Consider the following 24,695-nt stretch of genomic DNA (forward strand, 5'->3'; position numbering starts at 1 on the left):
AACATTGATTTATTAAGATTTGTAAAAAATGCTATAATTAACATTTAGGACAAATTCGTTCTCCTATCTCTTGTTTATGACCTTGCCCAGTTCCGATACACCGTTATATAATCATCCCTTACCCGATATAGAAAACTGGTTACGCTCTCATGGGGGGGAACAAAATAGTAAAGAGCTTCATTATTGGCGCATTAAAAACCCAAATTGGACAGCAGATTTGTGGTTAGATGTTGACCAAATTACCGTGCGTTATATTGGAGCCGCCAACAACGGTCAAGATATTCAACGTTCCTTTAAATATTCCCTATCTCGCCGAGATCTCGAAGCAGCTATTTTTGGCGGGCCATAATCAGTTATCAGTTATCAGTTATCAGTTATCAGTTATGGGTGAGTATTTGTTGTCGATTAGGCATAACGTAATTACAGTAATTATTCATAACTGCTGACGAAATAGTAATCCCTGATTCGAGTCTTTTTAAGAAGTGCAAAAATCATTTTTCCCTCTGTCGTCCCCAATCTCTCCAAAACTTCTGCAACCCAACTAACATCTCAACTGATAACTGATAACTGATAACTGATTCAAACTTTCCCAAACCTCCGCTCCCGTTTTTGATAGGAAGATAAGGCTAGATGGAGTTCCTGATGATCAAAATCCGGCCAGAGAGTATCGGTAACATAAATTTCTGCATAGGCAAGTTGCCATAATAAAAAATTACTAATTCGCAATTCTCCACTGGTGCGAATTAATAAATCTGGGTGACACATTCCGGCTGTATATAAATGTTGTTCAAACAGCGTTTCATCAATATCTTCCGGTTGAATGAACCCTTGTTTAACTTGATTTGCAATTTCTCTACAAGCCGTTAAAATTTCTTGTCGTCCGCCATAATTCGTAGCAATGGTAAATAGAATCCCCTTATTGGTTTTCGTTTCCTCCATTGAATATTCTATTTTTTTCTGTAGAGACTGGGGAAGTGCCGTTAAATTTCCCACAAACTGAATTTGCACTTCCTCTTCCATCATTTCCCGTAGTTCACGCATTAAAACCCGCTCAAACAACGCCATTAAAAAATCCACTTCTTCTAACGGACGGCCCCAATTTTCTGTAGAAAAGGCATAAGCTGTTAGTGCTTGCACACCCCAATCTCGACAACAGCGTAAGGCTTCTTTGAGGGCATCCACTCCCCGACGATGACCCATTGTTCGCGGTAAACCCCGACGTTTCGCCCAACGACCATTGCCATCCATAATCACAGCAATGTGTTTGGGCAAACGGCTTTGGTCTAAATCTGCGGGTAATTCATATATAACCCTTGTTTTAGCACTCATTTTTTCTCCCGAGAAGCTTTGGAACGAGGACGGAATAGGCCAGATACTAAAGCCCTTCCTTGGGAACCAATGCGGTTTCCCCAATGGGTAATCGAAATTGAAGCAGCAGTTCTGTCATCATTGGATGTCCAAGACCGAGCTTCTAATAGCTCTTTCAGTTTACTGCTAGTTAAGGGTCGATTGAGGACTCCTTTCTCCGCCAAAGAAATTGAACCCGTTTCTTCTGACACTACAATACACATACATTTTGCCACCCGTTCCGTAATTCCCATCGCGGCTCGATGGCGAGTTCCCAATTGTCGAGACGCCATTCGTTCAGATAGTGGTAGAATTACCCCCGCCGCCGCAATTCGAGACGCCCGAATTAACACCGCCCCATCATGTAACAGGGTTTTAGGTTGAAAAATCGTTTGTAACAGTTCCCTGGAGACTTCTGCATTTAGTTTAACCCCCGGAACCGAAAAATCCCGTTCATCAATGGGGCTGGCTGTTTCAATAATAATTAATGCACCTGTGCGGTTTTGTGAAAGTTCTTTAACAGCTTCTACAATTTGATCAATCACTCCATCGGGTTCGGGAATCACACGGCGACCTTGACCAAACAGTTGCGAAACTTCTCCCCGACCCAATTGTTCTAAAAATTGGCGAAATTCCGACTGTAACATGACTGCCATCGCTACGGCAGACCCTGTAACTAAACTATTGAGGGCAATATACAATAACCTTAAATTAGCCCAGTTACTCAGAGCCGTTGCCAACATCAGAATAATAAACCCTCGCACCATCCATAGAGTACGGCGTTCTCCAATGATGACTAAGACCACATAAGCGACGGCAAAAACTAATCCAATATCAAGACTTTGAATCAACCAGGGAGGAATTCCTTGCTTTGTCATGAATAGGCGCCGTATTCATCGAAAATTATTATCAAATTTTAGAGTTAAATTGTTAGTGGTTAACGGTTGACTCTTGATTGTTAAAGTATCAACTGTCAACCGTCAACTGTTAATCGTTAAGGGTTGAGTGTCAACCGTTCGGGAAGTCGATCTTTTCCGATTAAATCTTGGTAAGATTCTCGTTCAATAATCACGTTAGCATCGCCATCGTTGACTAAAATCGCCGCAGGTTTAGACAGTCGGTTATAGTTCGATGCCATACTATAGTTGTAGGCTCCGGTTGCCATCACCACGAGAATATCCCCAGATTCAACTTTCGGAAGTTGAGCATCCTTAATTAAAATATCCCCAGATTCACAATGTTTTCCTGCCAGGGTGACTGGTTCAGTCATGGGTGCAGACATTTGATTCGCCAATACCACTCGGTATAAGGACTGATAGGTAATCGGACGGGGATTATCGGACATTCCGCCATCTACAGCAATATAGGTGCGAATTCCAGGGACTTGTTTTTGAGAACCAACGGTATAAGCTGTAACGCAACTAGACCCAATAATCGACCGTCCCGGTTCACATAATAATCGCGGTAGGGGATATTGTTTCTGTTGACAAGCGTTTACAATGGAATCGGTAACAATTTTTACCCATTCTTCAATGCTTGGAGGGTCATCTGATTCAGTATAACAAATACCCAAACCCCCACCAATATTAACTTCTGAAAGATTTAAACCATATTGATTCGCTTTTGTCAATGTATCAATAATGACATATCCTAAATCTTCGTGGGGTTGTAATTCAAAAATTTGCGAACCAATATGAGCATGAACCCCAATACAAACTAAACCCGGTTGTTGACTGATAAATTGAAACACTTCATCCAATTGACCGGGATCAAAACCAAATTTACTATCTAAATGTCCGGTACGAATATATTCATGGGTATGACATTCAATTCCAGGGGTAAACCGAATCATAACCCGAATCGGATGATCAACAATCGACTGTTGACTCAGTTGAGCCAGAATCTTTAAATCTGACCAATTATCTGCAACAACCGTACATTCATTTTCAATGGCTAATTGAATTTCCTCTGAGGATTTATTATTACCATGTAAGTAGGTTTTCTGGGGTGGAACTCCTGCTTGTAAAGCGGTATAGAGTTCGCCTCCTGAAACCACATCAATTCCTAACCCTTCAGAAGCAACAATTGCACAAATCGCTAAACAATTCCAGGCTTTGGAGGCATACAAAACTAAAGATTCACCCGGATAATGACGTTTGAAGGCTTCCCGGTATTGTTGACAAGCCGTTCGCAGGGTGGTTTCATCGACGATATAAAGGGGTGTGCCAAATTGTTCAACTAAAGCAGTAACATCACAACCGCCAATTTCTAAGTGATCTTGGGGGTTGACTTTCGCCGTTAGAGGGAGTAGATGTTGATTAGGCGATCGCGTTTCACTGGCATCCGTTGATGCCGATAGGTATTGCAGTCCAGAATTTTGCACAGGAAATACTATATTAACACTTCTATGGATCTGATTTTACCTTAAAGTTGTCCCCCCTCACCAGCCATAGGAGGGAAATAGAAATTTTCGATGAATGTATTAAGATTATAATCACTCAGGATGGAGATTATATTGAGTATAAGTTTAATCATTAGTTAATCTAGGGTCTAATCTGAATTAGAAGATTGTAGGAGCAATGGGAAAACAATATTTAGAATTACAACTTTTAAGCGATGATCAACTTTCTGCGGTTGTCGAACTCGATCAACGCTGTTTAGGCGGACTTTGGACAATAGACGGATATCAACGAGAAATTGATAGCCCTAATAGTGATTTAATCATTTGGAAACGAGTTAATGAAACCGAAAATTCACAACCGATCTCAGAAGACTTAAAATTACCTAAAATAGAATTAAAAAATCCGGGAAGTTCGGGTAATGAAATTATAGGAATTGGGTGTTTATGGGCAATCTTAGAAGAAGCGCATATTACAATTTTAGCCATTGATCCAGACTATCAAGGAAAAGGGTTAGGTGAAGCGTTATTATTTCAATTATTAGTATCAGCTTGGAAACGGAAACTCGAACGCGCTACCCTAGAAGTTAAAGTTTCTAATCAACGGGCAATTAATTTATATCAGAAATTTGGTTTTAAAGAAGCAGGCCGCCGCAAAGGCTATTACCAAGATACCGGAGAAGATGCCTTAATTCTCTGGCGAGGGGATCTTCATCGTCCCCATTTTCCCCAAGTTCTCCATCAGTGGTATCAAGAGATTTGTTTGAGGTTATTGTAAAGAAATACGAAAAGCGGGCTAAATACCCGCTCCACAGTTTTGATCTATATTCATAGATATTGATCGATACTTGAAAATTGTAAATTTATACTGAGATTGTGTCTTTAGTGGCGGCTTTATTTTTGTTTTTATTGGCTTGCTTTTTCAAGACTGAACCAAACCCTAAAGCAGCGGCTGAACCTAAAATGGTCAGAGGTTCGGGAACGTCTTGCTGTCGTGTACCATCCAGTTTCAAGCTTCCTCCATTACCTACGGCTTGCATTCTGACATAAGGACTCATACCGGCGGTATCAAGCGTGAAATCGGATGCAAATGTTAAATTCAGAGTGGCTTTACTGAAGAAATTAGGGCCAGCAGATAAAGCACTTGAGCTTATAGCATCAGGGTTATAGATTCCGCCTTGAATCTGAGGGCTGTTCTCCCCGTTGTTAAGAGCGGCTGCTAGATAATCGAGGGTAATACCATTCGTTTTTTCATCATATAAAATGCTCCAAGGTAATGTGCTGTCGCTACTGCTACCAATGGTCTGAAGAGTACCTGAGCTATTATAAGCTTTTAGTGTCCAAGCTGTGATTGCTGGATCAGATAATCCTTTATTATTGAAGCCAAATCCAGTAATAGCGGGAGCATTATCACCAGTACCATCATTTAACTTGGTAGAAGAAGTATTCCACAAATCAACCGTAACATTTTGGGTTCCTAAGCCTGTAAAGTTCATCGTGGCTGAACCTGTTCCCCCATTATCGGTACCGGAGAAATCAAAAGTTAACGCTTGAGCGGGTAAGCTGGTTGCAACTGCAACACTGGCAGCCATAAAGAAAGAAGGAAGAATAGTATTGAATTTCATAGTTTATGTCTTTGAGTAGATGTAATTTTGTTCTATCTCTTTAAGAATATACTTAACTTGCTAAACTCAATTGCTTCACGCAACAAGTTCATCAACTCTTTAAAATTGGGGGATTATAATTTTTTTTTATATAACAATCCTGAAAAAGTAGCTTTAAATACAGTTTGAGAGGATCGTTTGGCTGATAAATCCAGAATTTTATGTTTTCTTCTGTTCTTCCCTAGGCTAAATTTCCTAAACAGGGGAATATTCCATAATCTAAATTTATAAATTTTTTGGGGAAAATCAATCTGGAGGACTTTACATAAGGGGGGTAAATATAAAGTCACCTCCAGAAATACCAAACTTGAGCTAACGAGCCCAACGGGTAGAACGCCAGATAATAATGAAAAGTGTCCCTGAAATTAAAGCACCCAAGTTCCACTTAATGGAATTTTTCAGCAATGTTAGACGTTGACCAGACTGAACTATACTGGCTTGGTTTGACAATTGATTTTCCGTTTTAGAGATAAAATTAGAAAGTTCATCTTTGACTTTTTGGAGTTGTTCTGAGGTTTGAATATCAGGAGCGCGACCTTGATTATCCAAACGGCGCAATAAAGCTTTCATCTCTTCAGCCGTTTGGGTTGTAGCCAGTTGTTTTTTGACTTCCTGAATTTGGGTAATATTTTGCTGGACTTGAGAGCTAATTTGACTTTGAGCTTGTTTATCCAAGCGAATTGTATTAAAAACGCCTAGAGGAATCAAGAGCAAGAATAATAAACCCACGAGTAAAGTTAGCCAGGACAGGAGTTTAACCAAGGGAAATTCCCAATTTTCGCGTCCAATGTGTTCGCCATAAAAAACTAAAAGGAAGCCAATTAAAGGAACTGCAACTCGTTCAACTAAACCACCAATTGTTTGAAATTCCCAGGCTGGATTCATGATTTGAGGTGGGAATAATAATGCAATGACATCCATTAAGGCTAACACCAGCAAGCCATATCCAATCCAGTGCCAGAGGGAGATAGATTCCAGTAAAGAAAAACTAAACTTTCTCAACTCTTCCAGTAGAGTTGGTGAAGGGTCACTATTCGGTTTCATCATGATTTTTATTGTTGATTTCAGGAAGTAGATATTTTTTGAGGACGTTTTAGGCTCTGTTTAGAACAGAAGAAAATCCTTGACGTTGGGTTTGCCTTTTTGTCGGATTCTCTGGGTTAGGACTGAGTAAAATCTGAACCCAAATCATCATAGCAGTTCCACACAGAAGTATTAAAACTATAATTCTGTATCGCTGGAATAGGTTGCTCACGGTTTCAGTTCTCCAGAGGGTTGAGCATCTTGTCGCATTAAAAACAGATAAAAGCATCCGAAAACCATAACCTCGATTAAACCAAAAATTAGAGAGCCTTCTCCTTCATGCCAATAATAGAAGGCTTTGGTTTGGCCGGAGTTAACCAAGAGTAACATCAAGGCAACTCGCAAGCTATTAATCACAAAACCAATAATTATGGCAATTACAGGGGTGATAATTTTATGAAAGCGTTTCCCGGTGGGATATAATAGTAAACAGATAATTGATAACCCTAACAAATAGTTCATTGCTTCTAAGCCAGAACATCCACTGTAAACCTTAACGGCTCCAGATGGCATCAAGACATATACTCCGTCGCGAGTCACATCAAAACCGGTATACCAAAGCAAAAAATGGGTAAATTTAGCGGTGGTTTCAGAAGGATCAAAAATTGGTGTTAAAATGGCAGCAGGTACTCCTAGAAAAAAGAGAATCATCAGTTCTCGCCAATATTGAACAATGCCTTTTAGACTGGATGCGACTAAACTTAAACCGATAGCACCGAGAAAAGGAGCTATTCGTAAAAAATAATCAGTTTGAGTTGGAACAGTCAGACTTTTTAGATAAAAAATAACAATTAAAACTGTTCCAAGTATAGTGGAAAGTAGGTCACTGTTCAAGTTTAAGCTTGGCCATTTTTCGCGTAAAAGCGTGATCACGGCAAGCCAAAATAGCAAACTCATGCCGAGATGAGCAAGATCTTCTGCTTTCCAAATTAAGGTAAAGTATATACAACTCAGGCTAGTAGCCAGAGTTAACAGCCAAAAAGAATGGGTTTTAACCAGTTGACTCAAATTGATAGGGGAAGACTTCATCTGATTGGTTTGTGGCTATTGAATTGAGATTGAAGGTATTGACCTTAATATCCTATAATATCTGATAGTCAGTGATGAACTGACATTATACACGGTCGGTTATGTTAGGTGGAGATAAAGAAAAGCATCGCAAATTCATTGGGGAAGTAATTAAGCCGAATTTAATTAATTGAAACAGTAATTTAATCATTTGAAAACGGGTAGACTAGAACGAAAACTTAAAAACGAAGCCAAAAGAATCTCCATTCGCTTAAATATCCCTCTTCTGTCACTCTCCGGTTTTTCCTATGATTAGTAATTTCCAAAGCCACGTTATAGTCAACAGTCTGGGATGTGGCGATCGCATTTTGACTAATTTCGCACTCTCAGGAATTGCTACTGAGAAAAAATAACGCGATCACTTGCTCTGTCTAGGCTCTAGGATTCAAAAAATGCAAGGTTTTTCGGAAACTGACAGAAGAGGGATAGAATTAAAAAATATTACTATTTCAGATTGGCTTTAAAGAAGCAGGACGTCGCAAAGGCTAGTACCAAGATACCGGAGAAGATGGCTTAATTCTCAGGTGAGAGGATCTTCATCGTCCCCATTTTCCCCAAGTTATCCATCAGTGGTATCAAGAGATTGGTTTGAGGTTAACAGGTTAACAGGTTGACAGGCAAGATGCCTGTTCTACCATTCACAGAGCATTGTGCTAGAATCCATCAGTAAGTGCGAGACGTTCCTGCCAAAGTCTAGGTTTAAACCCCAAAACGTAAGCAGGGAGATAGGTTCAGACAACTGGTAATTGAGGCTAAATCAATAGTAAATCCAATTAAATCTATCTCAACTTTGAAAATGTGATCGTAAAGGAAGGTCAATCTCGGAGTCAATGGTGCGGCTTTCCGAACAATAAAGTACGGTAGCCCATTCCAAAGAGATACGGCAATTCCCACAGTGTCAGACTGATTATCAAAACACTGAAGTTGGGAATAACGGGAAATCGGATATAAGTCAAATATCTAAGTAGTTCTCTAGCCAATTGCCCAAGAATAACGAAAGTGAACATCCGGCTTGAACTGTCGAAAGGATGAAGTAGCGAAATTGACTTGATTACGCTGCGTTCAAAAGAACAAGGGGAAAGGTAGAGATTTTACTGTTCATCTACAAAGGTAAGGTTATATTTGCAACACTTACTAAGACTCCCAAAAGTACCCCGGCAGATAGGATGATTCTAAAGGCAATAAACCCATTTTCAAGGAACGTTAAAACCCCTCATCTACTCCTACAGAGGTCGAAGACTGCTAGGTAGCCACAAATCTAAGGCGGATGTTATGAGGGCGAGAGATGGAGTCAGAAGCCAAAGCCTAGATGTAATGTCCAGGATACGCTGATAGATTCCGGTTTAGTTGTTAGGTAAGGTTTCAATTAGCAGTTAAAACGGTGAAAACGAGTATAACCAAGACTACGAGTGCATGGAATACTATCAATTGGGCGAAAGTTCAACGGGTAGTATTTAAGCTGCAAAAGAGAATTTACCAGGCATCATTATCGGGACAAAATGCAAAAGCTCGGAAGCTCCAAAAACTTCTAGTCAAGTCATATTACGCCAAACTTTTATCAATTAGAAAGGTGACTCAGGATAATCAAGGCAAGAAGACAGCCGGGGTCGATGGAATAAAATCCATTACACCCAAACAGCGATTAGAACTTGCCAACAACTTGAGTAAATACCAAAAGGCAAAACCACTCCGTAGGAAATGGATACCCAAACCCAACGGAGAGAAACGACCCCTAGGTATCCCAACTATACAAGATAGAGTGAGGCAAGCCTTGGTTAAATCTGCTTTAGAACCTCAGTGGGAAGCCAGATTCGAGGGTGAGAGCTATGGATTTAGACCCGGACGTTCAGCCCATGACGCAATGTCAAGAATCTATGTAAGCATCAACAAAAAAGAATATTACAACTAAAACGGCAACTGATGGGTCTTACAACTCAAAAGAAACCGGATGTTCTGATGACAACAGTTAACTAGACTCTTAAGCCGTGTGCGGTGAAAGTCGCTCTTCACGGTTTTGAATGGGAGTCGGGGGTTGTAAAGCCCCCCTCGACCCCTAATAATCGAAAGTCATCCCGTTAGCCACAACACAGTTGAGGCTTGCAGAGAGACAACCTCTATACAGAATCAAAATTCTATTTAGAGTAAGCTGTCTCTATTCAAGTCTTGATCCCTATCCTGATCTTGCCGATTCAAGAGGAGGAATAAGGATTTAGGCTCACCTTTGAGTCAGTCGTTGTGTCTAACTTTATAAAAAACAACCGTAGGGCAGGATATTTTTTCCTGCAAAATCAATCTTCTCAGAATTTCTAGGAAGGTTGTAGGTCAACCCCAAGTTGGGCAAAGATTCCCAGTTGAAGGAGACCAGGCAACGCCAACCTAGAACCTGACTAGCGCGAGAAATTAAAGTGCCAAAATGAACCCTTTCATTTTTTAGCAAACGTTTTAATTTTTCCGAAGTTAGGAGTCTCACGCTAAAATTAGCGTAACGGGTAAGCAGCAGGTGATGGGAATTAGCCATGTTTGAACGCTTCACAGAAAAAGCCATTAAAGTCATTATGTTAGCCCAGGAGGAAGCACGCCGCCTGGGACATAACTTTGTTGGAACCGAGCAGATCCTCTTGGGTCTGATTGGGGAAGGCACAGGTGTTGCTGCCAAAGTCCTAAAATCAATGGGAGTCAATCTCAAAGATGCCCGGATCGAGGTAGAAAAAATCATTGGTCGTGGGTCTGGGTTTGTCGCCGTTGAGATTCCCTTTACCCCTCGCGCCAAGCGAGTCCTGGAACTGTCCCTGGAAGAAGCTCGCCAACTCGGACATAACTATATTGGTACAGAACACCTTCTTCTCGGTCTGATCCGCGAAGGGGAAGGTGTGGCGGCTAGAGTCTTAGAAAACCTTGGGGTTGACCTCTCGAAAGTTCGGACTCAAGTGATTCGGATGTTGGGTGAAACGGCTGAAGTTGCCGCGGGTGGCAGTAACAGCCGCACCAAGACTCCAACTTTAGATGAGTTTGGATCAAATTTAACCCAAATGGCCGCCGAAGGCAAACTCGATCCGGTGGTCGGTCGTCAAAAAGAAATTGAACGGGTGATCCAAATTCTCGGTCGGCGGACGAAAAATAACCCCGTGTTAATTGGGGAACCCGGCGTGGGTAAAACCGCCATTGCAGAAGGGTTAGCCCAACGGATCGCCACCAATGATATTCCCGATATTTTAGAAGAAAAACGGGTTGTTACCTTAGATATCGGTTTGTTGGTGGCTGGAACTAAATACCGGGGGGAATTTGAAGAACGTCTGAAAAAAATCATGGATGAGATCCGCTCTGCCGGAAATGTGATCCTGGTAATTGATGAAGTTCATACCCTCATCGGCGCGGGTGCAGCCGAAGGTGCCATTGATGCCGCGAATATCCTCAAACCCGCTTTAGCACGGGGTGAGTTACAGTGCATCGGGGCGACGACCTTAGATGAATACCGCAAACACATTGAACGAGATGCGGCGTTAGAACGTCGGTTCCAACCCGTGATGGTGGGTGAACCGTCCGTTGCTGAAACAATTGAAATTCTTTATGGGTTGCGCGAACGCTATGAGCAACACCATAAACTGAAAATTTCCGATGAAGCGTTAGAAGCAGCGGCTAAACTCTCGGATCGGTATATTAGCGATCGCTATTTACCGGATAAAGCCATTGACTTAGTTGATGAAGCGGGTTCACGGGTACGCTTAATCAATTCTCAACTGCCTCCAGCAGCGAAAGAATTGGATAAGGAACTGCGGCAAGTTCTGAAAGAAAAAGACGAGGCGGTACGTTCCCAAGACTTTGATCGGGCCGGAGAATTGCGCGATCGCGAAATGGAAATTAAATCGCAAATTCGTTCCATTAGCCAAACGAAAAAATCCGAAACCGTCCGCAGTGAAGACGATAGCCCTATCGTCACCGAAGAAGACATCGCCCAAATTGTGGCCAGTTGGACAGGAGTTCCGGTAAACAAACTCACCGAGTCTGAGTCCGAGAAACTGCTGAATATGGAAGGAACCCTGCACCAACGGTTAATTGGTCAGGATGAAGCCGTTAAAGCCGTGTCTCGCGCCATTCGTCGTGCCCGTGTCGGTCTGAAGAACCCCAACCGACCCATCGCCAGCTTTATCTTCTCTGGGCCTACAGGGGTGGGTAAAACCGAATTAACCAAGGCGTTAGCGTCCTATTTCTTCGGGTCAGAAGAAGCGATGATCCGCTTGGATATGTCCGAATATATGGAACGTCACACCGTTTCTAAGTTAATTGGGTCGCCTCCAGGCTATGTGGGCTATAACGAAGGCGGACAACTCACCGAAGCGGTGCGTCGGCGTCCCTATACGGTGGTGCTGTTTGATGAAATTGAAAAAGCCCACCCCGACGTCTTCAATATGTTGTTGCAAATCTTAGAAGATGGTCGTTTGACCGATGCTAAAGGTCGGACGGTGGACTTTAAGAATACCTTGATCATTATGACGTCTAATATTGGATCGAAGGTGATCGAAAAAGGTGGCGGTGGTTTAGGGTTCGAGTTCTCCGAAAACGAAAACGATGCTCAATACAACCGCATCCGCAATTTGGTGAATGAAGAACTGAAACAATACTTCCGTCCTGAGTTCCTCAACCGTTTAGATGAAATTATTGTCTTCCGTCAGTTGAACAAGGAAGAAGTCAAGGAAATTGCGGTGATCATGTTAAAAGAAGTCTTCGGACGCTTGGTCGAAAAAGGCATTACCTTGGAAGTGACGGACAAGTTCAAAGAACGGTTAGTGGAAGAAGGTTACAACCCCAGTTATGGGGCGCGTCCTCTGCGTCGAGCCATTATGCGGTTACTCGAAGATAGTTTAGCAGAAGAAATTCTGTCTGGACGCATCAAAGAAGGGGATACTGCTGTTGTTGATGTGGATGAAAACGGTCAAGTGGTGGTGCTTCAAAGTCCTGCTGACCGGGAATTGTTACCCCAAGGCGCTGAGTCTTAATTTGGTTTAATTCTATCTTTTTTGAAACCCTTCTCCTAACAGGAGAGGGGCTTTTTTGTTGTTGGGCTTTAGCCCAATTTTCTAGTAAATTATAGGTTTATATATAGCACTACGCATTACAGTTAGGACATTTTTAAATCCTGAAACCCTTTCAATTATTACTGTTCCCTGTTCCCTGTTCCCTGTTCCCTGTTCCCTCTTCAAGTAGCGCTATAGCAGTCGCAGCAGATGTTAGGACGTTCTTAATTGCTTCCTCCTTCCTTTTTCTTCTGCTACAAAATCGTTAAATAAGTTTCTGTTGGACTGATGGGTAACGCCTTCAAGGTTTGATTTTTTAAGTCGATTTCTAACCCCAAAGCTTCTAAAGGTATGACTCCTAAAAGAGCATCTTGACCTCCTGGTAATTCTAAGCACTCGAAGGTTCCTTCCCGCTCAAATATTGATAGGGTAGCATCTCGGAAAATTCTGGCTTTACCAATACCCATTGCGGTGGCTACGTCCACTTCTTTCAGGAGTTTTAGCCCCAGTTTGGCGATCGCTTCTTGTGGTAAACATAGGGTAGTTGCACCCGTGTCTACTAATACATTTTTGAGGGTAATTGAGCGTATTTGGTCTTCTGATTTAACCCCAGCCTCTGCTAGAATTTGGTCGGCGCGGTTAGTAATTGTTAGAGTGGCGAAAACTTTTCCCATTTCATTGTTGCTTTGAATTTGCATCTTTATCTCCTACTTAAGAGTTGGAGTTATTGCGTCTTTTAATTGTAACTTATTTTGAGGGCGATCTCGTGGGATCAAGAAACCCGGTTAGGGGTCAACGGCTGTTGACCCAATTATGCGAGATCGCCCTAAAATGTCTGGCGGTTATTTATTTTTGAACTTCATTGATACGCTCTATTAAGGGCAAGCCTTTATCAGTAAATTCCTTGGTATAATTAAAGATGTCTTCGATTAGTTTGTCTTTTTGTTTTATAGTTTTTTCTTTGTTGACTATGATGTCTTCCTGATCATTAATTTTTTTCTTCTGATCGGCAATTTTGTCTTCCTGATCGCCAATTGTTTTTTCATTCTGTTCAATTTGTTTTTTTTGCATATTGGGAATATTACTGTAATACAACGTGAGTTCGATGGGTTGCGATCGCTTTAATTTTCTGCTCAACTTGTTGGCGGCTTTGGTGGCTTATACTGATCTACTCAAAAAACCTAACTGCATTATCTCATACTGTTTTTAATCCCTCGAATTCACATTATTATAATAAAGGATAAACTGCTTGAGGATTCAATTGTCTACGACACATTTCTCGTCGTTCTAAATTATTAGCATAACATTGGTTAACAGCAATTTCCCCATGATCAGGAGAACCCACACTTTCAATTAAAATAACTTCCAATGGACTATTGACCACGCGACCAAATATTCCCGTTTCTCCCGGTTTAAGTTCTGTGGGATTAACGGTTGCTTCTCCGGCTTCTAATGCGACTAATTGATCATTCTGTTGTTGATATTCTCGATAGTTAACTTTCAGCGATCGCATTGAAGTTGTACTATTATTTTTAACCTTTCCCTCAATCGAATAACGAATTAATGTTCCTTCTCCAACTCGCACTAATTTAACATCACTCACAGTGAATCCTGAATTTTGAGTTACGATTACAGAGGCAGAATGTTGAGATGAGTTGGAAGTAGGAGAAAGAGAAGGATTTGAAATGGCTTTTAAGGCGGGAATTAAGCCAGAAACAATCACCAATGCTAAAGCCCAAGGTAAATCAATTGGCATAATCAAATCTCCTCAATTAGAGTATTATTCTAATTAATCCGGTTCTGTTGCTACAATTTTGTCATATAAGGATTGAAAACCAAACCAACCCCCATAATCATGGCCAATTTGACTCAACGTTAAACTAGCCGTTTCAGGCTTTAAGGTTGTAGCTCAGGTTGAGGCTAGAAAAAAATTTTGAAAAAGTGGTTGACATTCATCGAGAAAGGGAGTAGATTAGTAAATTGTGAGAGGAAAACAAGCGAAACGCAAAACCGCTAACTCCTCAATCATCACCGAAAAGTTTGTAAAGCTTTCCTGGTGCCTATGGCTCAGTGGAACCACTCCGATCCATCTCGAACTCGGCTGTGAAACGCTGACACGGCGAAGATACTTGGCGGGTAGCCGCCTGGAAAAATAGCTCGGTGCCAGGTTAATATCAAACTAAAGCCTTCTTCCAGTGGTAAATCGGAAGGAGGCTTTAGTCTTTTAACACTTTCAGAAACCCGGTTTCTTTCAAGATCTATAGCGCTACTTGAAGAGGGAACAGGGAACAGGGAACAGCAAGAGGTGAAAGGGTTTGAGAATTCAGAAATGTCCTAACCGTAATGGGTAGCGCTATAGCAACGCTTTAGGAGATAAGTCCTCTACTCAGGTTAAAGAATCCTGCCTGAACAAGTCATTTTTTTGATTAAAAAATCTCAGTGACTTTAGCCCTGAGAGTGTCAAAACAGCTAAACCTCAAGATGGATCTGGTATGGTGAATATCACCCTATTACAGTTAATTTAAATAATGACTTTTACTCTCCAAATTCTGCATACATCCGACCAAGAGGCAGGGGTTGAAGCCCTAGAAGATATCCTCCCTTTTTCCAGCGTCATTAACGCTCTGCGTTCTCAATTTCCTGAACAAACCCTGGCTCTAACTTCAGGAGATTTATACATTCCCGGCCCGTTTTTTTTCGCCAGTAGCGATCCGGCACTGAGCGCTGTAATTGGTAAACCCGGTGCAGGACGCGCCGATATTGAAACTAACAATGGCTTGTTCTTTGACGCTGCCACCTTCGGCAGTCATGAATTTGACCTCGGTACGGGTATCCTCGCATCCTTGATTCCCGCAGACCCCGTTATCGAAGGAGTCTATAACTATCCGGGTGCTAAATTCCCATTTTTGAGTGCGAACCTCGACTTCAGCACCGACAGTAATTTAGCAAAATTCGTGGTTCCTGACGGACAGCCCCCCCAACCCAACAGCATCGCTAAAAGCACAGTGATTGAAGTGCAAGGGCAACCCATCGGGATTGTTGGGGCTACAACTCCTCTTTTGGGCAGCCTCTCGTCTCCTGGCAATATTGGTATATCCCCCTCAGACCCTAACGATATCGAGGCTCTGGCGGCCACCATTCAACCCTCCATTGATGCCCTCACCGCCCAAGGCATTAACAAAATTGTTCTGTTGTCCCATCTGAGAGACCTGAATATTGACCAGGAACTCGCCTCTCGCCTCCGGGATGTGGATGTGATTGTGGCGGGGGGATCTAACGATATATTGGCGGATGCGACTGATCGCCTGCGAGTCGGAGATACGGCTAATGGTCTCTACCCAATTCTCACAACCTCCGCCACCGGGCAACCCGTTGCGATTGTGAATACTAAGGGCAACTATAAGTATGTGGGGCGTTTGGTCGCCGATTTTGATGATAATGGGGTTCTAATTCCCTCAAGCATTGACCCCAATATCAGTGGAGCCTACGCAACGGACAAAACTGGGGTGATCGAGACAGGAAATGTCGCACCCAATGAGGAATTATCGGTAGGCTTGGCTGCGGGACAACTTTCCATTGTTCCCAAAGACGGGAATACCTTTGGCCGCAGCGAGGTATTTCTCAACGGCGACACCAGCGATGTCCGCACCCAAGAAACCAATCTGGGTAATCTCGGCGCCGATGCTAATTTGTTTGCGGCTCGCCAAGTCGATCCGAGTGTAGCGATCTCAATTAAAAATGGGGGAAGTATCCGCTACTCCATCGGGGCTATTAGTAGCGAGGGTGAAAAAATCCCACCGATCGCTAATCCTATTGCTGGGAAGGAAGCGGGACAAGTTTCCCAACTCGATATTGAAAACGTTATGCGATTCAATAATGAGTTAACGGTGCTGACCCTAACGGCATCGCAACTGCAACAAGTAATTGAGCATGGCTTGGCGAAAACAGCAGCCGGGGCAACTCCGGGTCAGTTCCCACAAGTTGGGGGGATGGCGTTTAGCTTCGATGCCAGTTTACCTGTAGGACAGCGCTTGCGTGCTCTCTCGCTACGAGATGAATCGGGCAGTGTTACGGATATTGTGGTAGAAAATGGTCAGTTAGTCGGCGACCCGAACCGCTCTTTCCGTACTGTAACCCTGAAGTTTCTGGCAGATGGAGGCGATGGCTATCCCTTCCCAGACTTTGCGGCTACCTCTAACCCGGTCAGCCTCGCAGCGGCAGGATCTGACTCAACTTTTAATACCCCAGGTCGGGAGCAAAAGGCGGTTGCGGATTATCTGGCGGCGATTGGATTGTTCAACGAGGCCGATGTGCCAGCAGCCGAAGACGAGCGCATTCAAAACTTGACGGTTCGCAGCGATACGGCTCTCGCCTCGGAGTTTTTTAACTTGAATGATGACGATAATGTGTTTACAGTGGCGTCAGGATTGCTGGCGGGACGACTGGGTGGACTGCGATCGCTCGATGGTAACGATATCATCACGGGTTCGGCTGAGGCTGATCTCATCAATGGCAATCGCAACGATGATCAAATTTCGGGTCTAGGGGGTGACGATACTGTTTTTGGAGGCGCGGGAAATGATGTTCTTAATGGCGACGAAGGTAACGATATCCTTTTCGGAGATTTAGGTAACGACACCTTAACGGGTAATTCAGGTAGCGATACTTTCGTTTTGCGCTCTGGTGGTGGTGGCGATGTGGTGACTGACTTTGAGAATAAGGTTGATGTCTTGGGATTGCCAGAAGGTTTAACTTTCGCGCAACTTTCGATAACTCAAGGGGCGACCGGAACGTTAATCTCTTTTAACCAAGAAGTTCTCGTTAGCCTCAATGGTGTTGCATCTAGCTTAGTTACGGCGGAGAGTTTCAAAGCGATCGCATAGCAAGACATTTTATATTTTAACGTGACGTGAGTTCGATCAAAAATTTTTTTTGATAAAGGGGTTGACATTCATCGAGAAAGGGAGTAGATTAGTAAATTGTGAGAGGAAAACAAGCGAAACACAAAACTGCTAACTCCTCAATCATCACCGAAAAGTTTGTAAAGCTTTCCTGGTGCCTATGGCTCAGTGGAACCACTCCGACCCATCTCGAACTCGGCTGTGAAACGCTGATACGGCGAAGATACTTGGCGGGTAGCCGCCTGGAAAAATAGCTCGGTGCCAGGTTAATATCCAACTAAAGCCTTCTTCCAGTGATAAATCGGAAGGAGGCTTTAGTCTTTTACCCTACTGCCTAGAAACCCGGTTTCTTTGACCCCTGGTATTATATGATATTTTGAGATTCCTAATAGATTGAATATGAAGGCGATATTACCCCCTGGAATTATTTTAGATCCTCTATTACAACAATGGTTATTAGAAGATATCGGAAGAGGCGATCATAGTACCGCAGGATTATTAATTGGAAATCAGATAAAATCGGCGGATTGGATTGTTAAAGAAAAGGGTGTCATTGCTGGGTTATCCGTAGCGGCGAGAGTATTTCAACTCTTAGATCATCAGATGCAATTTACACCTTTAATTCAGGATGGAGAATATTGTGAAAAAGAGACAAAAATTGCAACTTTAGAAGGAAGTTTAGAAGCCTTATTAACGGGTGAGCGAGTGGCATTAAATTTAGCGATGCGATTGAGTGGAATAGCGACAGCAACGAGAAAATATGTAGAAGCGATCGCAGATTTACCTTGTCAATTAGTTGATACTCGCAAAACAACACCCGGATTAAGAGTATTAGAAAAATATGCGATTCAAGTGGGGGGTGCAAAAAATCATCGCATGGGATTAGATGATGCAATTATGATTAAAGATAATCATATTGCGGCGGTGGGTGGAATTGGAAAAGCGATCACTCAAATTCGAGAAATCATGCCTTATCCTTTAACAATTGAAGTAGAAACAGAAACTTTAGAACAGGTCAAAATCGCCTTAGAACATCAAGCGGATATTATTATGTTAGATAATATGTCTTTAGAATTAATGAAGGAAGCAGTTCATCTAATTCGTCAGAATAATCCTGGTATTAAAATAGAAGCATCGGGAAATATTACCTTAGAAACTATTCATTCCGTTGCAGAAACCGGGGTGGATTATATTTCAACCAGTGCCCCCATTACCCGTTCAACTTGGTTAGATTTAAGCATGAAAATTTAACATCCTCAAACTTGATAACCCCGATGAAATTTTAAGCTTAAATATTCTTAAAGAAAATCCCCCTGAATTAGGGGGAATTCTGAGCTTTTGATAAAGGCTACTTAGAAATAAAATGCACCCAAAAATTCCCATCAGGGATGCAAACTCGCGTGATCAAGCGATAAGAATAATGTAAATAAGATCCACTCAAATCGGTGCGATAACCAGAGGAGAACCATTCCCCATAGGGGTCATGAACAATAAATCCGTATTCGTCATAACCCACAACAACGATGATATGGCCAAAGGAAGTAAAATACCCATGAATAACAGCCGGATTTCCAGCCGCAATCCAATCTTTAATATCGTCTATAGTTCCATTGTCAGTAAAATAATCCTGACAACCATAATCTCGAACAATTCGAGCTAAATCATAAGGATCATGACGACTATAGCCTTTATTAATCGCATATTCATAAAGTTCATCTTCCAGTTGACCCGAACTGGTTTTACGACGAGCTTTGAAATATTCCAAACACATTGAGATGGAAGTCACATTGCATGAACCCGTGGGATTAAACCAGTTGTCTAATTGAGATTTATAGGGAACATTGAGACGATAACTGGATGGAATCGGTTTAGGATAAACCAGTTTTCCATTGTCATAAATTTGGGCGTGTTCTCCCCAAATATATAAAACCGAATATCCTCCAAAAGACTCATTTCGTAAAGCGACTCGTAAATGTCCACGAATGGGGTCATAGGCTAAAACAGCAAATTCTTTTCCGCCAGGAATCGAAAATTTTTCTGAGTCATTTAGTTGAGAAGAAGCAATCGGTTTAACCTTAAAAACGGTACTTTTAAGGGTTTTCAATATCGGGGTGGTAACGGGAATCTGTTCCCGTTTTGTTTCGATTAACTTTTTCGCAGTAATTGCACCCAGATAACCCGCTTCACCACACTCCATCAACTTTTGGAATTGATGTAATGAAGCTGTTGATTTAGGGCCAAAAATGCCATCGGCTGGGGGATCAAGCAAACCTAACCCAATGAGTTGAGTTTGGATCTGACGAGTGAGTTCGTCATCTTCAGCAATGGCTTTAATATCATATCGAGTATTTTTACCGATAAAATCCTGTAGTTTCATAGGGGCTGGTTCTCATCAATGACTCAAAAGCATAGACATCAAAGTTGTCAGGACAATTTTACCGATATTCGGGAAGAATTTAGAGATATCCCGATCATCCCTCTAAATCTGTGCTGTGAACAGGAGGTTTCAGGATGACGATTCCATAAGCATGAGCCGATAAATACTGTTGTGCTGCCTGTTGAATTTCTGTAGAACTCAATGCTTGAATATGATCAGGATAATACAGACCTGGGGTTAAATCCCCGACTAAGGATTGGTAATAGCCATATAATCCCGCGCGATCGCTCGGTGTTTCATTACTAAAGATAAACCGATTTGCCACTTGTGTCCTAACTTTTGTCATTTCCTCTTCTGTAATTGGTTCGTTTTGAAGTTGAGAGATATGATCACACAGAATCGCTTCAACCTCGGTCAGATTTTCTACGGGTAAACGGGCTGAAATATAAAAGACCCCTTGCAAACGCTGAGTCATATTACTCGCAGAAATCGACGAAACTAACCCCCGATTTTCGCGGAGATCTTGAAACAGTCGTGCTGTTCTTCCTTGGCCTAAAATATACGCTAAAACATCTAAGGGGTAAGTTTCGGACAGTTCTTCTAAACCCGGGACACGCCACAGCATTAATAATCGAGCTTGTTGTAACGTATCATCAATAATTTCTTGACGGACAATGCTCTGAAAACTGGCTTCAGGAGTCCAGTGTTTACGCTCTGGGAGGGCAGAACTGATTGATCCGGGATAAACTGAAGTAACGGCATCTTCTACGGTTTGAATCAGAGAATCAACGGGTAAATTTCCCACCACTGCTACCGTCATAGAGCGAGGCTGATACCAGGTGCGATGGAAATCTCGCATTTGTTGAGGATGTAACTGCTCAATTACCGATGCTGGCCCCAAGACCGGACGACGATAGGGAAGCTGCTCAAAGGCGATTTCCATGGACTGGCGAAAAGAACGCCTACCGGGGTTATCCTCAGAACGACGAATTTCTTCTAACACCACAAATCGTTCTCGTTCAAACGCCTCATCCGCAATACTAGCATTGAGAACTACATCAAACTGTAAAGGAGCTAAATCCGCCAAGTCTTGAGGGGCAGTGGTAATGTAGTAATGGGTATAGTCTTGGCTGGTGGCAGCATTGGTAACCGCACCCCGTTGTTCAATTTTTTGTTCAAATTCTCCCAACTGGAGATGGGGTGTGCCTTTAAAAACGATATGTTCTAAAAAATGCGCCATCCCGTTGATATCATTGGATTCAATCGCCGAACCGATATTAATCCAAACGTTGAGATTGACAGCATCCACAGGTAACTGTTCCGCCACAATGGTTAAACCATTTGAGAGGTGATGAACAGTTGGGGTATTAATCGGTCGAGACGAAGACGGTTTAACAAGGATGGAAGTCATTCGTTGTGTTTTGGGTTGTCTAGGTTTCTATCACTTTAGACCTTTTTGAGGGAAATTGAAAAACCCCCCGGTATTAAGATATCAAGGCTAACCTGGCTTATTAAAAAATTCTATCCCTACTGATAGAGGAGGCGATCAGCACTTAATCAGTAGGATGGGGACAGTCACCGAAATGACCCCAAACGTAAACAACAACTGGGTTGGACTGATTATCGGTTGACGGATTTTCCAGATATGGAAAAATGCTGGGAAATCATTTTCAAAGTGACAGAAGAAGGAGAATCTACCCAATAGAAACAAGAACTCGCCATGCCATTAGCAAGTTCTTGTTCAAAAGACAAATAGGAGACTATTGTGTTAAAGTGGACAACAATTTGTCAATCCAGATTAACTCTCGTATTCCAGAACCTCTAAAATGGCGGGGAGCGGATTTGAACCACTGACCTTCGGGTTATGAGCCCGACGAGCTACCAGGCTGCTCTACCCCGCGTCGCTTGTTCCTTTCCTAGTATAACCATAACCTTCTGGATTTGACAACCCCTTTTTTAAAATATTTTTTGGGGACAAGGGGACAAGGGGACAAGGGGACAAGGGGACAAGGGGACAAGGGGACAAGGGGACAAGGAGAGATGAGGGAGGCCGAAGTCTCCCTTCGACAGGCTCAGGGCAGCGCAGTGTCAAGCTGTCAATAGCTCACTTTAAAGAAACGACAATTCCCCCATGACATCTAAGCGTTTGAAGTCGTTGAGGGTGAGAAATTTTTCACCAAGGGTTTCGGCGATGGTGGGGGTAATCCATCCCATTTGTTTTAATAGATGAATGGCGGTGGCATATTTAGCGCGATGTGAGCCATCCATGACTTTAATCGCTAATCCCATACCTTCGCCAATGCGTCCAACACATTGCACCCCTTCGGCTCCAGATTTACTGACGAGTTCTCCTTCGGTTAAACGCATTAATTCCGTATCAAAGTGTCCAACTCCTGCGACCATTTCCGGGTGATGGGTCATGGCGCGAACAATTCTCTCTCGATCCAGGTTATCCCCCGATGTCAACTGAGCATAGAGTATCGCCATTTGGCTTAATTCCAGATAATAGGTAGGTGCTCCACAGTCATCCCTAGCGCTGAGGAACTCATCGGGGGGTAATGCTAATAATTCTCCGACTTTACCGATAATGAGTTGTTGTAGAGGATGTTTCCGTTGTAAATAACTTTCTAACGGCCAATGGCATTGTTGACAAACCGCTAACATTCCGGCGTGTTTCCCAGAACAGCCATGCTGCAAACGGCTATTTTTGCCTTCAGGAATGGGACACTGGAGTTGTACGGGGTCAACATCTGCTCGCCAGAGAATATTAAACGCTTGTCGCGCTTGCTCGATGGTTCCTTGATGAGAACTACAAATAATCGCTAAGTCAATATCGGTTAAATCATATCGTTCCAGTGTGCCTGTTGTGATCACCGCTAAGGCTTGAAACGGTTTTAGGGCAGACCGGATAAAAGTCGCCGTGTCGGAATTTCCCGCAACAGATAATACTCGTCCTCGGCTATCACAGACGGTCGCTTGCACCCGATGGGTAGACTCAACGAGTCCTTCCCGCAGGAGTCTAACTTCCAGTTCTTTGGCTTGTGTTCGTTTTCCCCGTGTCATATTTAAGATTATATTTGAATTGGATTCGGTGAGTCTTTACAATAAGATCCAGATTAGTCCGCCTCCTGCCAACAATCCTGCTAAACCGTAATAAGTTTTTCGTAATCGAGTCAGAATCGGTTGAACTTGGTGGGTAAGAATAAGTTGATCTTGAAGTAAAAATTCAGGGGTTTTGAGCCAAGTTTGGCCATCATACCATCCTGATTCTTCATAAAAAATTCTAGAACTCAACAGACGGGATCTAATATAGTACCAGCCTAAAGATAACCGAATCACGACTAAGGTTAAAATAAAACTTGCTCCTGTCGCCGCACTGAGTATTAATTGGCCTGGGTATTTACTAGGGGCAAAACTAGCAGCAGCTACAGGACAAAAAATCACCCAGCTAATAAACCACACCCAAACTAATTTTCTCAAATATTGGGGCCAGTTGAGCATCACCCAACTAAAAAACCAAGATGCTTTCAATTCTTGATATTCATTTACAGGACGTTGTTCAGGGGGAACTGGACAGACGGACACGGAAACCTCTCTCATATCAAAATCTGAGATTTTCTAGGATGGGCTAATCAATAATTTTATGTTTATCCAAACTATGATAACGATTTGACAGACGGATTGTTTTCTCTGTTGGGCTGATATTTCCAATCAAATGTCAGCTTGAAACCTTAGTAACAGACGGTTCAAAGCATCCATATCCATTAAAAACGCATCGTGACCATGATGGGAGTCCAAAAATACTAACTTAGCCTGGGGAATCAAAGCAGCCAACTCTTCCTGTTCAACAACGGGGTACAGAACATCCGAGTCAATGGCGATAATTAACGTGGGATGAGAAATACTTTGTAAAACCGCTTCATAGGTTTTTTCGGGACGGCTGACATCATGAGAATCCATTGATCGAGTCAACGTGATGTAAGTATTCGCATCAAACCGTTCGACTAATTTATCCCCCTGATGGTTTAAATAATTAGCGATCGCAAATTTAGCTTCCGCTTGGGTTTGACGGCCAAACCGTTCACTAAAACTAGGCCAGGAACGATAAGTGGTCATGGCAATCATCCGAGCCACCTTTAAACCTTGATGAGGTGGTTTTTCAGGCGAATAATAACCACCTTGCCAATTTGGATCGACATAAATTGCCTGACGTTGAGCTTCACTTAACCCAATACACCAAGCCGAGTGCCGACCCGATGCCGCAATGACAGCGATCGCCCGTAGCTTTGAGGGATAAAGCAAAGCCCACTCCAAAACCTGCATCCCTCCTAATGACCCACCAATGACCAAACGCAAGGAGCGAATTCCCAGGGCTGCAACTAACTGAGCCTGGAGATGAACCATATCCCGAATCGTAATATTAGGAAACGTGGGGCCGTAGGGTTGCCCAGTTTGGGGATTGATCGAAGTCGGCCCCGTTGTACCGTAGCAACTGCCCAAAATATTGCTACAGACAATAAAATCCTGGTCTGGATTCAAAGCTTGCCCCGTTCCCAACAATGGACTCCACCAATTCTCTAAATCTGCCCAACCCGTAAAGGCATGACAAACCAAAACCCCGTTATCCCCTGCTGGGTTGAGGGTTCCCCAGGTACGATAGGCAATCTGAACGTTCTCCAAAACCGCCCCGGATTCAAGTTGAAACGGTTGAGGGAGTTGATAAAACTGGGTTAAAGGTGAAATAAATTGTTGGTAATCCATGCTTTCTACCCTGTTGAAGTGATCCCGATTAAGCTGTGATCCCCCCTGAGCAAGCGGAACAGGGAGGATAGTCACAGCATTAAA

Annotated in this window: 20 protein-coding genes, 1 tRNA gene, 2 rRNA genes and 1 pseudogene; 8 read left to right on the plus strand and 16 right to left on the minus strand. The window is 42.8% G+C overall.

Annotated features, from left to right (window positions below):
* Positions 1 to 76 precede the first annotated feature (76 nt).
* Complete coding sequence (locus PL9214_RS11920) at positions 77 to 349, plus strand: DUF3143 domain-containing protein (protein WP_072719025.1); 273 nt, start codon at positions 77 to 79, stop codon at positions 347 to 349.
* A 230-nt stretch (positions 350 to 579) separates the two neighbouring features.
* Here the strand turns inward: PL9214_RS11920 and uppS are convergent, their stop codons facing one another.
* From uppS to lysA, 3 genes are all read right to left on the minus strand, one after another.
* Entirely contained in the window at positions 580 to 1,329 is a 750-nt protein-coding gene (gene uppS, locus PL9214_RS11925; protein WP_072719026.1) for an undecaprenyl pyrophosphate synthase, read from the minus strand.
* Positions 1,326 to 2,225, minus strand: a complete 900-nt coding sequence (cdaA, locus tag PL9214_RS11930) for a diadenylate cyclase CdaA (protein ID WP_072719027.1) — start codon at positions 2,223 to 2,225, stop codon at positions 1,326 to 1,328. Before cdaA ends, uppS begins: the two co-directional genes overlap by 4 nt.
* 116 nt (positions 2,226 to 2,341) lie before the next feature.
* The gene (gene lysA, locus PL9214_RS11935; RefSeq protein WP_072719028.1) at positions 2,342 to 3,730 is read right to left on the minus strand and encodes a diaminopimelate decarboxylase; all 1,389 of its coding nucleotides are present in this window, start codon (positions 3,728 to 3,730) and stop codon (positions 2,342 to 2,344) included.
* Between the two features lie 196 nt (positions 3,731 to 3,926).
* Here lysA and rimI point away from each other — a divergent pair, with 196 nt between their 5' ends.
* Complete coding sequence (gene rimI / locus PL9214_RS11940) at positions 3,927 to 4,523, plus strand: ribosomal protein S18-alanine N-acetyltransferase (protein WP_072719029.1); 597 nt, start codon at positions 3,927 to 3,929, stop codon at positions 4,521 to 4,523.
* Between the two features lie 85 nt (positions 4,524 to 4,608).
* Here rimI and PL9214_RS11945 read toward each other — a convergent pair whose 3' ends face one another.
* From PL9214_RS11945 to crtA, 3 genes are all read right to left on the minus strand, one after another.
* Positions 4,609 to 5,370, minus strand: coding sequence for a PEP-CTERM sorting domain-containing protein (locus tag PL9214_RS11945; protein WP_083579985.1), 762 nt, complete (start codon positions 5,368 to 5,370; stop codon positions 4,609 to 4,611).
* 351 nt (positions 5,371 to 5,721) lie between these two features.
* Positions 5,722 to 6,456 (minus strand): HpsJ-like protein, cyanoexosortase A-associated, encoded by a 735-nt coding sequence (gene hpsJ-A, locus PL9214_RS11955; protein WP_072719032.1) that lies wholly within the window; start codon positions 6,454 to 6,456, stop codon positions 5,722 to 5,724.
* A gap of 204 nt (positions 6,457 to 6,660) precedes the next feature.
* Positions 6,661 to 7,521, minus strand: coding sequence for a cyanoexosortase A (gene crtA / locus PL9214_RS11960; RefSeq protein ID WP_072719033.1), 861 nt, complete (start codon positions 7,519 to 7,521; stop codon positions 6,661 to 6,663).
* 1,420 nt (positions 7,522 to 8,941) lie between these two features.
* On the opposite strand from crtA, the pseudogene PL9214_RS11965 reads away from it, so the two are divergent.
* Positions 8,942 to 9,463, plus strand: a pseudogene (locus PL9214_RS11965) (reverse transcriptase N-terminal domain-containing protein); the annotation flags it as partial.
* A gap of 342 nt (positions 9,464 to 9,805) precedes the next feature.
* Here PL9214_RS11965 and PL9214_RS11970 read toward each other — a convergent pair.
* Positions 9,806 to 10,078, minus strand: a complete 273-nt coding sequence (locus PL9214_RS11970) for a hypothetical protein (protein WP_072719034.1) — start codon at positions 10,076 to 10,078, stop codon at positions 9,806 to 9,808.
* Between PL9214_RS11970 and PL9214_RS11975 the strand changes: the two genes are divergently transcribed.
* Entirely contained in the window at positions 10,077 to 12,554 is a 2,478-nt protein-coding gene (locus tag PL9214_RS11975; protein ID WP_072719035.1) for an ATP-dependent Clp protease ATP-binding subunit, read from the plus strand. The two genes, PL9214_RS11970 and PL9214_RS11975, sit on opposite strands and share 2 nt — an antisense overlap.
* A gap of 272 nt (positions 12,555 to 12,826) precedes the next feature.
* On the opposite strand, the gene PL9214_RS11980 is transcribed toward PL9214_RS11975, so the two are convergent.
* The 3 genes from PL9214_RS11980 to PL9214_RS11990 form a co-directional block, all read right to left on the minus strand.
* Positions 12,827 to 13,270, minus strand: coding sequence for a retroviral-like aspartic protease family protein (locus PL9214_RS11980; protein ID WP_072719036.1), 444 nt, complete (start codon positions 13,268 to 13,270; stop codon positions 12,827 to 12,829).
* Positions 13,271 to 13,418: 148 nt separating this feature from the next.
* Positions 13,419 to 13,643 carry a hypothetical protein gene (locus PL9214_RS11985; RefSeq protein WP_139295041.1) on the minus strand — a complete coding sequence of 75 codons (225 nt, stop codon included), beginning with the start codon at positions 13,641 to 13,643 and terminating at the stop codon, positions 13,419 to 13,421.
* 157 nt (positions 13,644 to 13,800) lie between these two features.
* The gene (locus PL9214_RS11990) at positions 13,801 to 14,328 is read right to left on the minus strand and encodes an FxLYD domain-containing protein (protein WP_072719038.1); all 528 of its coding nucleotides are present in this window, start codon (positions 14,326 to 14,328) and stop codon (positions 13,801 to 13,803) included.
* Positions 14,329 to 14,624: 296 nt separating this feature from the next.
* Between PL9214_RS11990 and rrf (PL9214_RS11995) the strand changes: the two genes are divergently transcribed.
* The 4 genes from rrf (PL9214_RS11995) (at position 14,625) to nadC (ending at position 18,724) form a co-directional block, all read left to right on the plus strand.
* Positions 14,625 to 14,741, plus strand: a 5S ribosomal RNA gene (rrf, locus tag PL9214_RS11995).
* A 359-nt stretch (positions 14,742 to 15,100) separates the two neighbouring features.
* Positions 15,101 to 17,455: a 5'-nucleotidase C-terminal domain-containing protein gene (locus PL9214_RS12000; RefSeq protein WP_072719039.1), complete on the plus strand. Its 2,355-nt coding sequence runs from the start codon at positions 15,101 to 15,103 to the stop codon at positions 17,453 to 17,455.
* A gap of 168 nt (positions 17,456 to 17,623) precedes the next feature.
* Positions 17,624 to 17,740 (plus strand): 5S ribosomal RNA (rrf, locus tag PL9214_RS12005).
* A gap of 132 nt (positions 17,741 to 17,872) precedes the next feature.
* Positions 17,873 to 18,724, plus strand: a complete 852-nt coding sequence (nadC, locus tag PL9214_RS12010; protein WP_072719040.1) for a carboxylating nicotinate-nucleotide diphosphorylase — start codon at positions 17,873 to 17,875, stop codon at positions 18,722 to 18,724.
* Between the two features lie 97 nt (positions 18,725 to 18,821).
* On the opposite strand, the gene PL9214_RS12015 is transcribed toward nadC, so the two are convergent.
* The 6 genes from PL9214_RS12015 to metX all read right to left on the minus strand — a co-directional run bounded on the left by PL9214_RS12015 (position 18,822) and on the right by metX (position 24,611).
* Positions 18,822 to 19,850 (minus strand): C39 family peptidase, encoded by a 1,029-nt coding sequence (locus PL9214_RS12015; protein ID WP_072719041.1) that lies wholly within the window; start codon positions 19,848 to 19,850, stop codon positions 18,822 to 18,824.
* 94 nt (positions 19,851 to 19,944) lie between these two features.
* Positions 19,945 to 21,261, minus strand: a complete 1,317-nt coding sequence (locus PL9214_RS12020; protein ID WP_072719042.1) for a M16 family metallopeptidase — start codon at positions 21,259 to 21,261, stop codon at positions 19,945 to 19,947.
* Positions 21,262 to 21,677: 416 nt separating this feature from the next.
* Positions 21,678 to 21,751 (minus strand) — tRNA-Met (locus PL9214_RS12025).
* 208 nt (positions 21,752 to 21,959) lie between these two features.
* On the minus strand, positions 21,960 to 22,913 hold the full coding sequence (locus PL9214_RS12030) for an asparaginase (RefSeq protein ID WP_072719043.1): 954 nt from the start codon (positions 22,911 to 22,913) through the stop codon (positions 21,960 to 21,962).
* 36 nt (positions 22,914 to 22,949) lie between these two features.
* The gene (locus tag PL9214_RS12035; protein ID WP_072719044.1) at positions 22,950 to 23,450 is read right to left on the minus strand and encodes a CGLD27 family protein; all 501 of its coding nucleotides are present in this window, start codon (positions 23,448 to 23,450) and stop codon (positions 22,950 to 22,952) included.
* A 111-nt stretch (positions 23,451 to 23,561) separates the two neighbouring features.
* On the minus strand, positions 23,562 to 24,611 hold the full coding sequence (metX, locus tag PL9214_RS12040; RefSeq protein ID WP_072719045.1) for a homoserine O-acetyltransferase MetX: 1,050 nt from the start codon (positions 24,609 to 24,611) through the stop codon (positions 23,562 to 23,564).
* Between the last annotated feature and the right edge of the window lie 84 nt (positions 24,612 to 24,695).

It is taken from the genome of Planktothrix tepida PCC 9214, assembly GCF_900009145.1.
Taxonomy (GTDB): domain Bacteria; phylum Cyanobacteriota; class Cyanobacteriia; order Cyanobacteriales; family Microcoleaceae; genus Planktothrix; species Planktothrix tepida.

Excerpts from the sequence above, each read along its gene's own strand:
- PL9214_RS11920 (WP_072719025.1), top strand. The coding sequence starts at position 77 with ATGACCTTGCCCAGTTCCGATACACCGTTATATAATCATCCCTTACCC.
- uppS (WP_072719026.1), bottom strand. The coding sequence starts at position 1,329 with ATGAGTGCTAAAACAAGGGTTATATATGAATTACCCGCAGATTTAGAC.
- cdaA (WP_072719027.1), bottom strand. The coding sequence starts at position 2,225 with ATGACAAAGCAAGGAATTCCTCCCTGGTTGATTCAAAGTCTTGATATT.
- rimI (WP_072719029.1), top strand. The coding sequence starts at position 3,927 with ATGGGAAAACAATATTTAGAATTACAACTTTTAAGCGATGATCAACTT.
- PL9214_RS11945 (WP_083579985.1), bottom strand. The coding sequence starts at position 5,370 with ATGAAATTCAATACTATTCTTCCTTCTTTCTTTATGGCTGCCAGTGTT.
- hpsJ-A (WP_072719032.1), bottom strand. The coding sequence starts at position 6,456 with ATGATGAAACCGAATAGTGACCCTTCACCAACTCTACTGGAAGAGTTG.
- crtA (WP_072719033.1), bottom strand. The coding sequence starts at position 7,521 with ATGAAGTCTTCCCCTATCAATTTGAGTCAACTGGTTAAAACCCATTCT.
- PL9214_RS11975 (WP_072719035.1), top strand. The coding sequence starts at position 10,077 with ATGTTTGAACGCTTCACAGAAAAAGCCATTAAAGTCATTATGTTAGCC.
- PL9214_RS11970 (WP_072719034.1), bottom strand. The coding sequence starts at position 10,078 with ATGGCTAATTCCCATCACCTGCTGCTTACCCGTTACGCTAATTTTAGC.
- PL9214_RS11980 (WP_072719036.1), bottom strand. The coding sequence starts at position 13,270 with ATGCAAATTCAAAGCAACAATGAAATGGGAAAAGTTTTCGCCACTCTA.
- PL9214_RS11985 (WP_139295041.1), bottom strand. The coding sequence starts at position 13,643 with ATGCAAAAAAAACAAATTGAACAGAATGAAAAAACAATTGGCGATCAG.
- PL9214_RS11990 (WP_072719038.1), bottom strand. The coding sequence starts at position 14,328 with ATGCCAATTGATTTACCTTGGGCTTTAGCATTGGTGATTGTTTCTGGC.
- PL9214_RS12000 (WP_072719039.1), top strand. The coding sequence starts at position 15,101 with ATGACTTTTACTCTCCAAATTCTGCATACATCCGACCAAGAGGCAGGG.
- nadC (WP_072719040.1), top strand. The coding sequence starts at position 17,873 with ATGAAGGCGATATTACCCCCTGGAATTATTTTAGATCCTCTATTACAA.
- PL9214_RS12015 (WP_072719041.1), bottom strand. The coding sequence starts at position 19,850 with ATGAAACTACAGGATTTTATCGGTAAAAATACTCGATATGATATTAAA.
- PL9214_RS12020 (WP_072719042.1), bottom strand. The coding sequence starts at position 21,261 with ATGACTTCCATCCTTGTTAAACCGTCTTCGTCTCGACCGATTAATACC.
- PL9214_RS12030 (WP_072719043.1), bottom strand. The coding sequence starts at position 22,913 with ATGACACGGGGAAAACGAACACAAGCCAAAGAACTGGAAGTTAGACTC.
- PL9214_RS12035 (WP_072719044.1), bottom strand. The coding sequence starts at position 23,450 with ATGAGAGAGGTTTCCGTGTCCGTCTGTCCAGTTCCCCCTGAACAACGT.
- metX (WP_072719045.1), bottom strand. The coding sequence starts at position 24,611 with ATGGATTACCAACAATTTATTTCACCTTTAACCCAGTTTTATCAACTC.